Origin of the sequence: Bacillus sp. AY3-1 (assembly GCF_008368785.1) — a bacterium.
Classification (GTDB): domain Bacteria; phylum Bacillota; class Bacilli; order Bacillales; family Bacillaceae_G; genus Bacillus_A; species Bacillus_A wiedmannii.
This window is the reverse complement of record NZ_QORZ01000008.1, coordinates 24,769-33,466: the sequence shown is the minus strand read 5'-3', so window position 1 is coordinate 33,466 and position 8,698 is coordinate 24,769. Positions and strand designations below refer to the sequence as shown.

The following is an 8,698-nucleotide window of genomic DNA, read 5'->3' as shown; positions in this document are numbered from 1 at the left end:
AAGAAGAAAAACCAGCGGAAAACATTACGAATGGAACGCAAGAAGTAGGAACAATCAATGCGACAAGTCTACGAGTAAGAAGTGCAGCGAATACAAGTAGCTCGATTCTCGGAAACTTAAAAAATGGAGAAAAAGTAACAGTACTAGGAAAAGCGAACGGCTGGGCGAAAATAAGCTACCAAGGAAAAGAAGGTTATGTATCGCTAGAGTTTGTGAAGCTAGAAGCAGGAAAACAAGAAGAAAAACCAGCGGAAAACATTACGAATGGAACGCAAGAAGTAGGAACGATCAATGCGACAAGTCTACGAGTAAGAAGTGCAGCTAATACAAGTAGAAGCAGGAAAACAAGAAGAAAAGCCAGCGGAAGACATGGAACGCAAGAAGTAGGAACGATTAACGCGACAAGCTTACGAGTAAGAAGTGCGGCAAATACGAGCAGCACCATTTTAGGAACCCTAAAAAATGGAGAAAAAGTAACAGTACTAGGAAAAGCAAACGGTTGGGCGAAAATCAGCTATCAAGGAAAAGAAGGCTATGTGTCGTTAGAGTTTATAACGATTGGTAAAGATTCCATAGATCCAACAAACCCAACAAACCCTGGACAGGTAATAGAAGAACGAGCCGTTGTAAATGCGTCTTTATTAAATGTACGTAAAGGTCCATCAACAGGTGCGGCAGCTGTCGGTCATTTGAAAAATGGAGAGACTGTTACGATCATAGGAAAAGAAAATGGCTGGGCAAAAATCCGTTTTAATGGCGGAGAGGGTTATGTTTCGTTACAGTTCTTAAAAGTTAAACAAGGTTCGTCTTCTTATGAAATTGTTACCTCATCACAAAAGGTTCAAAAACCAAATGAAGCGGAAGCAACACAAATTATGCAGAATATGAAAGAAGATGCTTACATTAAAAGTGACGGTAAAGTTGTAAATATGAAGCAAGGTTTCGTTCGGGCAAATGGTGTTATTAATATTTATGATATTACGACGGGTAAAAAGCTCACATATGTAAAGGGTGGAGCTGACCTGAAATTTGTAAAAGCTGTTGATGATCGTATTCATGTCCAAATTGATGGTATGACAGGTTATGTGAATATAAATGATGTTACATTACATCCGACAATGACTGGTGAGAAAACGTCGTATTATGCAACTAAAAATGGCAAGTTATATCATTATGTATACAATCCGGAAAATGGTAAACATGCAACGTATCAAATTGGTAATGCTCCGAAACATTTAAAAGAAGGAGAGCGTTACGAGGCTTTTGATAAGAAGCAAATTGGAGGACAAGATAGTTATCAATACTTTGAGTATATGCCACTTCGTGCAACATCTACTTATACAGGAGATGAAATTGATAATTTCTTACGTAAATCGAATGCAAAGAGTCCACTTATTGGATTAGGAAAATATTTTGTAAGTGCAGCAGAGAAATATAAGATGAATGCCGGTTACTTAGTGTCACATGCAATTTTAGAATCAGGATGGGGAACAAGTCGTATCGCGCAAGATAAGAAAAATTTATTTGGCTTTAGAGCGGTAGATTCAGATCCATATAATGGTGCAACTGGATTCAAAACATGGGAAGAAGGTATTGATTTTTGTGCGGCATATATAGATAAGCATTACTTAAATCCAAGTGGAAATACATATAATGGTGGAAACTTAGGAGATAAGGCACAAGGAATGAACGTCATGTATGCAAGTGATGAAAATTGGGGACAGCAAATTGCCTCGCTTATGTATAGAATTGATGCAATGAATGGAAGTAAAGATTTAAATAAATATCGACTTGGAACGTTAACGGCAGGTTCTCCGATATTCAAAAGTATGGCTGAAGGTCAGACTGGAATGACATCTCGCAACATTATGGTAGCCATTAAGAAAACAGTTAATACACCACAAGGATCGTATTATGAAATTGTTTCGGATAATAAAGAATACAACAGTGTCTACGTAAAAGCTGGATCTGTAAATCTTGTGAACTCTTATTAAAGGAAAACATCATCATTTCAATGCAGAAAAGTGAAGTTCATAATGTTAGAGGAAGTGACAGTGTGAAAAAATATATCGCATTTGATATTGGTGGCACACAGATTAAATATGGGATTATTTCAAAATCTGGGATATTACTAAATCACGAAACTACATTAACAGAGGCCCATTTAGGTGGGGAACAAATCGTTCAAAAGATTATTAGCTTGGCGGTGCAATTAATGAATGAACATGTTGTTTCTGGAATTGGTATTAGTACAGCCGGAATTGTAGATATTCATAGAGGAATCATAACTGGCGGCGTGGATCATATTCCACGCTATGCTGGTATTCCTATTATTGATAGATTACAAGCTGTATTAAAAGTTCCTATATCCATTGAAAATGATGTCAATTGTGCTTTGTTTGGAGAGATGTGGCAAGGTGTTGGAAGAGATGAAAATAATTGCATTATGCTTACCCTTGGAACGGGAATAGGGGGAGCTATTGTTATTAATAAAAAACTGTACAGAGGTCATTCATTTAGTGCTGGTGAATGGGGCAATATGTTGATCGAAGGGAAACAATTTGAAGAGGTTGCCTCGATTTCAGGGCTAATTTCTCTTGTGCGGAAGTATAAAGGTAGCGGGAATTGGAACGGTGAAAAAATTTTTGAATTATATGATCAGAAGGATAAAGAAGTTATACATGCCGTTCGAATATTCTTTAAACATTTAGCCATTGGAATTAGTAATCTTGCTTATATCTTCAATCCAAAAGTAATTATTATTGGTGGAGGGATTACTAATAGAGGTAATCGATTTTTAGAAGAAGTAAAGGAAGAGGTACGAAAATATTTAAATCCTGAGATTTATAGTAATTGCGAGATTAAAATCGCACAAAATCGTAATCACGCAGGAATGATTGGTTCGATTTACCACTTCTTACATCAATATAAATAAATGATATAGGTGTTTTCATATAATTGAGAATTTATTCTTTTTCTCAATAGATAAATAATGCTACAATATAAGAGAAGAATACAATATTTTCCGATTAGGAAAATGCTTTGTAGAAAGGAAGAAACTTCATGCCTATTATTTTAGAAAAAGGTCAAAAGATCGATTTAACGAAAGGACAACCAAAAGTAGCAAAACTACAGGTTGGCTTAGGCTGGGATCCAATTGGACAATCAGGTGGGTTTCTGTCTTCATTATTTGGAAGTAAACCGAATGTAGATTGTGATGCATCTGTTGTTATGTTAGAAGGGGATCGCTTTTTAAACAAAAACGATTTAGTTTACTTCGGAAACAAACTTTCTACTTGTGGTAGTATTATTCATTCAGGAGATAATTTAACAGGTGAAGGCGCTGGTGACGACGAAACAATTTTCGTAGAATTACATAAAGTTCCGAGCCGTATTAATCGTTTAGTATTCGTTGTAAATATTTATGACTGTGTAAATCGTCGTCAAGATTTCGGGATGATTCGTAATGCATATATTCGTATTCAAAACCCGCAAACTGGTGAAGAATTAGCACGCTATAATTTATCGGATAATTATGCTGGCAAAACGACTCTAATTGCAGGTGAAATGTATCGCCACGGAAGTGAATGGAAGTTTTCAGCTGTTGGAGAAGGCACACAAGATAAAAACTTAAGTGAGATTGTATCACGTTATCAATAAAATAAACCGAGGAGGAATTGAATATGGCATCAATTTCATTGAAAAAGGGACAAAAGGTAGACTTAACAAAAACAAATCCAGGTCTTTCAAAAGTTCTTGTAGGACTTGGTTGGGATACGAATCGTTATGACGGACAAAACGATTTCGATTTAGATGTTAGTATTTTCTTAGTAGGTGCTAACGGTAAAGTTTCAGGTGCAGAGGATTTTGTCTTCTATAATAATCCAAAAGGTGCGAATGGTGCTGTCGAGCATTTAGGAGATAACCGAACTGGTGAAGGTGAAGGCGATGACGAATCGATTAAAGTAGATTTAAAAAATGTACCTGCACATATCGAACGTATTTGTTTCTCAATCACAATTTACGATGGAGAAGGTCGTAGCCAAAACTTCGGACAAGTTTCTAACTCTTTCGTACGTATTTTAGATGAAGAAAAGAATGCAGAGTTAATTCGTTACGATTTAGGAGAAGATTTCTCTATTGAAACAGCTGTTGTAGTAGGGGAATTATACCGTCATGCAGGTGACTGGAAGTTCAATGCAATCGGAAGTGGATTCCAGGGCGGATTAGCGTCTCTATGTAATAATTTCGGTTTAGATGTAGAGTAATAGATTTTATATATCTATCGGTGAAACAGGTGTTTACTGATGGATATATTTTTTAAGATATAAAATATAGAGGTGAATATAAATGGTTATTCAATTGCAAAAAGGACAGAAGATTGATTTAGGTAAGACAAGCCCTGGCTTAACAAAAGCAGTAATTGGTCTTGGATGGGATATTAAATCTTATGACGGTGGATCAGATTTCGATTTAGATGCATCAGCATTCCTATTAGATGCGAATGGAAAATGCACGAAGGAAACTGACTTTATATTCTATAACAATTTACAGTCTCCTTGTGGATCTGTTCTGCATACAGGGGATAACCGTACAGGTGAAGGTGAAGGCGACGATGAGCAACTTGTTGTAGACTTGAAGAAAGTTCCGGCAGATGTGCACAAAATTGCTATTACAGTTACAATTTATGATGGAGAAGGCCGTAATCAAAACTTTGGACAAGTTGGAAACGCATTTGTTCGTTTAGCGAATGAAGAAACGAGTGAAGAAGTTCTTCGTTTTGATTTAGGGGAAGATTTCTCCATTGAAACAGCAGTTGTCTTTTGTGAATTATACCGTCATAATGGACAGTGGAAGTTTAATGCAGTAGGAAGCGGTTTCCAAGGTGGCTTAGGTGCGCTTGTAAGAGCGTATGGCTTGGATGCATAAGAAGGGAAACGATATTCGTTTCCTTTTTTTGACCTTTCTATAAATCTAGCAAAGAATAGGGGATAAAGGTAAGATGAGTATTTTGCAAGGGATCCTTGATACGTATGCTCAGTTTTTCGACTTGGACATGTGGATTAAAGTGTTGCAAGATCCAGTATCTTGGGGATTAATAGGTACACTTGTTGTGCTTGAAGGGTTGTTATCTGCTGATAACGCACTTGTATTAGCGGTAATGGTAAAACACCTTCCGGAAGAAAAGCGTAAAAAAGCATTATTCTATGGACTTATTGGAGCTTATGTATTCCGTTTTATTGCGATTGGAATTGGAATGTTCTTAATTAAATTGGCGTGGGTAAAAGTGTTAGGTGCACTTTACTTAGCTTGGCTTTCAGTTAAATACTTCATTGATAAAAGAAAAGGTAATGCAGAAGAAGAAGAAGCTCATGGTATGAACCAAAACAGTATTCTCTTCAGAATGTTTGGTGTCTTCTGGGGAACAGTTGCGATGGTTGAATTAATGGATATCGCGTTCTCTGTAGATAGCGTACTTGCTGCATTTGGTGTATCAAATGAAGTTTGGATTCTATTATTAGGTGGAATGCTCGGTATTTTAATGATGCGTGGTATCGCTGGTGTATTCTTAAAATTGTTAGAGCGTATTCCAGAACTTGAAACGACAGCATATATTTTAATCTTAATTATTGCAGCAAAAATGTTACTGTCTGTTATTCATATTGAAATAAGTCATATGCTATTCTTTATCATTTTAGTTGTAGCATTTGGAGCAACGTTTATACTTCACTACATGAAGAATTCTGGACAAGCTAAAGAAGAAGTTGCAGCTACTAAAAATAATCATAAATAATTGAAATGGGTTTGCTCGTTATGCGAGCGCCCATTTTTTATAACTAAAAATAGTTTATAATAGAAGAGAGACTTTATAAAAAAAGTAAATGTTTTTGGAGGTGAACTGTTGTGTTTTCACGTTTTACACTTCAACCATGTGCATTAAAAGACGAATCAGATTTAAAGCAATTTGAAGCGCTTTTAGAAAAACGCCCACAATATGAACTGACAGAGAATGAGATGAAGTTTAGTTATATAGCAACTCGTATTCTTGGTGTTCCTAATGATGTAGATGAATATTTCAATGAGCTATTTGATTATAGCGAAGTGAAAGGGATCGTGGTTTTGCATGAACAAAATTTAAATAAGGTGATTGATCCCGAAAAACTGCGCCATATTCAAGAGGTTTTTACATTACATCAAGAAGCACCGAATGGCCTTACAGTAAATAGGCTTGTCGCCCATCTGTCTGGAAAACAACTATTACCACAAGTAGACAATCCTGACTTACAGCATTATATACATACGACGTTTATTTCTGTATTGAAATTGTATGAAAAACAACATAACCAATCATTAAAAACAGAAGGATTCCGTCGTTTCTTAATCGATATGATTAAGTTAAGTGACAATTACGTAGCGAAGTGGTTCTCTACGATTAATTATAAGAAACAAATGCCGCGCATTATTTGGTACGGTGATGCACAGGAAAGCCGTATATATTTCTTATACTTTCTTATTATGCTCGGTTGCGATGTACTTTATTATCATCCAGAAGGAAAAGATGGATTTGAGAATGTTGATGAGGAAGGAAGAAGTTTTGTTGTGTCTCATCCAGGTCGGATTTCTCTTGAGCCATTTCCAGATCGCCGCCGTGAGCGAGTTGCCACAGTAGCGTATCAGGCTTCAAAAGAAATTGAACAAGTACTTCACCACGATAACTCACTGCTGTACAAGCCATGGCAATTTCGTTCCTATACGCCTGTAGCTCGTACGCTCAAAACAACGTATGATGAACTCTTTTTAATTACGAAAGAAAAAGCATTTGTGCGTCCAACATTCTTTGTTGAGAATAAACACATTTATATCCCTTCTTTATTTGCGAAAATATCAGGTGTTTCAAAGAATGATAAAGAATATTTTCAACGATTAAAGGCTATTACATCATTTGATAACAGTTTATTAATTAATACATTTCCGTTTACGAAAGAACAAAAAGCGAATTTCCAATATCATTACCGAGATGCATTAGACCGCGGGGGGAAATTACACCCTGATTTAATTATGAACAGTCATTGGTGGCCACATAAACGTTTGCCAGAAGGATTGCAACATGGTATTGCAGAGGCGATCATCCATACGTGCGAAAGTGAAATGTGTAAACCCATTGCGAAAGAGACGAAACAAGATGTAGCACTGTATGTTTTCGCACAGCTTTCTCAAATACCGCCGAACATTTTAGAGCAACTTGAGAAATTTGATTACTCGCAAGAAGTACCGAAAATTGTTATATTTAATAATGAGAAGAGCGGAGAATTAAGCCGTTCAGATGCTGTTTTATTACTATTTTTAAATCAAATTGGAGTAGATGTATTCCATTTCAATCCAACGGGAAGAAACGATATCGAACCGTATATTGAAGCAGGAGCATTTGATTCGCATTGGCTTGAAGAAGTTAATTTCGATCTTGAGTTTCACGGTTCATCAGCCTATAAAAATTTATCACAAACAATAAAAGGACTATTTCGTCCATTTTTATAAGGAAAGGGAGAATACCATATGAATAACCCAGTCATACTAGATTCGAAAACAGAATTAAATGAGCAAACGGCACAAGATGTTCGTTTACAACTTAGACAAGATGCAGAAGTACAACGTATTTATAATGCAGTAGATATTAAAGATCAGTTAGAATTAATCGAGCTTGGAAAAGAACCATCTATGGAAATTTCACGTTTCGCTGATCAAATTTTACATACAATGTCTTTATCAAAAATAGAAGACTCTGGAGAATTATTAAAACAACTTGGTAAAATTATGGACAGATTCGATAGCAAAGACTTTGCGGAAGAGAAAAGCGGTTTCTTCTCACGTATGTTCAAAAAAGCTGATAAAATGATTGAACAGATCTTTAGTAAGTACCAAACAATGGGTCGCGAAATGGATAAAGTATACGTAGAAATTACAAAGTATCAAGATGAAATGAAAAAATCAATCGGTACGTTAGATGGTTTATATGAGCAAAATTTAAAATATTATTTAGACTTAGAAAAGTATGTAGTAGCAGGGGAAATGTTATTAGAGCGTTTAAATACAGAGTTGGTTCCAATGTACGAAGAGCGTGTGCGTAACAATGACCAATTAGCAGGTATTGAATTAGAATCACTGAAAAACTCTGTTGAAATTTTAGAGCAGCGCATTGATGATTTAGAAAAAGCACGTATGGTTGCGCTACTTACAGCACCACAAATTCGTATGGTTCAACGTGGTAATAATAAATTAATTGGTAAAATCAATACAGCATTTATTACAACGATTCCTATCTTTAAAAATGGTATTATTCAAGCGGTAAATGCGAAACGTCAAAAGCTTGTTGCAGATTCTATGGCTGAACTTGATCGTCGTACAAATGAATTACTTAAGAAAAATGCACAAAATATCGCAACGCAAAGTGTGGAAGTAGCGAGATTATCAGGTTCTTCTAGTATTAAGATGGAAACACTTGAGGAAACTTGGAACATTATTTCAAGAGGTATGCAAGAAACAAAACAAATTGAAGAGCAAAATAAACGTGAGCGTGAAGAAAGCCGCAAGCGTATGGCTACGTTAACAGAGAACATTAAAAAAGAATTACAAGGATAAAGTGAAACTTTAATCAGCGGGGACATCTCCCACAAATAGTGAAATAAATGAAAAGGCAATG

General features: G+C 35.9%; 8 protein-coding genes. All 8 read left to right on the top strand.

The genetic code is table 11. The annotated features are described in order from the left end of the window. The coding region (locus DN389_RS05225) for an SH3 domain-containing protein (protein WP_179955882.1) at positions 1 to 1,994 on the top strand (1,994 nt) is incomplete at its 5' end. A 62-nt stretch (positions 1,995 to 2,056) separates the two neighbouring features. After that, a complete protein-coding gene (locus DN389_RS05220) occupies positions 2,057 to 2,935 on the top strand; it encodes an ROK family protein (protein WP_048542154.1) in 879 nt (292 codons plus the stop codon). Between the two features lie 128 nt (positions 2,936 to 3,063). Then, positions 3,064 to 3,660, top strand: coding sequence for a TerD family protein (locus DN389_RS05215; RefSeq protein WP_001121586.1), 597 nt, complete (start codon positions 3,064 to 3,066; stop codon positions 3,658 to 3,660). Positions 3,661 to 3,683: 23 nt separating this feature from the next. Next, entirely contained in the window at positions 3,684 to 4,268 is a 585-nt protein-coding gene (locus tag DN389_RS05210) for a TerD family protein (RefSeq protein ID WP_000146727.1), read from the top strand. 82 nt (positions 4,269 to 4,350) lie between these two features. Further along, entirely contained in the window at positions 4,351 to 4,929 is a 579-nt protein-coding gene (locus DN389_RS05205; protein WP_000236650.1) for a TerD family protein, read from the top strand. Positions 4,930 to 5,002: 73 nt separating this feature from the next. Beyond that, positions 5,003 to 5,794, top strand: coding sequence for a TerC family protein (locus tag DN389_RS05200; RefSeq protein WP_046958168.1), 792 nt, complete (start codon positions 5,003 to 5,005; stop codon positions 5,792 to 5,794). Between the two features lie 110 nt (positions 5,795 to 5,904). Then, complete coding sequence (locus DN389_RS05195) at positions 5,905 to 7,536, top strand: YceG family protein (RefSeq protein ID WP_000492830.1); 1,632 nt, start codon at positions 5,905 to 5,907, stop codon at positions 7,534 to 7,536. 18 nt (positions 7,537 to 7,554) lie between these two features. Next, on the top strand, positions 7,555 to 8,637 hold the full coding sequence (locus DN389_RS05190) for a toxic anion resistance protein (protein ID WP_001064401.1): 1,083 nt from the start codon (positions 7,555 to 7,557) through the stop codon (positions 8,635 to 8,637). The last annotated feature ends 61 nt before the right edge of the window (positions 8,638 to 8,698 follow it).

Coding starts and splice junctions, on each gene's coding strand:
- DN389_RS05215 (WP_001121586.1), top strand. CDS start 3,064: ATGCCTATTATTTTAGAAAAAGGTCAAAAGATCGATTTAACGAAAGGA.
- DN389_RS05210 (WP_000146727.1), top strand. CDS start 3,684: ATGGCATCAATTTCATTGAAAAAGGGACAAAAGGTAGACTTAACAAAA.
- DN389_RS05205 (WP_000236650.1), top strand. CDS start 4,351: ATGGTTATTCAATTGCAAAAAGGACAGAAGATTGATTTAGGTAAGACA.
- DN389_RS05200 (WP_046958168.1), top strand. CDS start 5,003: ATGAGTATTTTGCAAGGGATCCTTGATACGTATGCTCAGTTTTTCGAC.
- DN389_RS05190 (WP_001064401.1), top strand. CDS start 7,555: ATGAATAACCCAGTCATACTAGATTCGAAAACAGAATTAAATGAGCAA.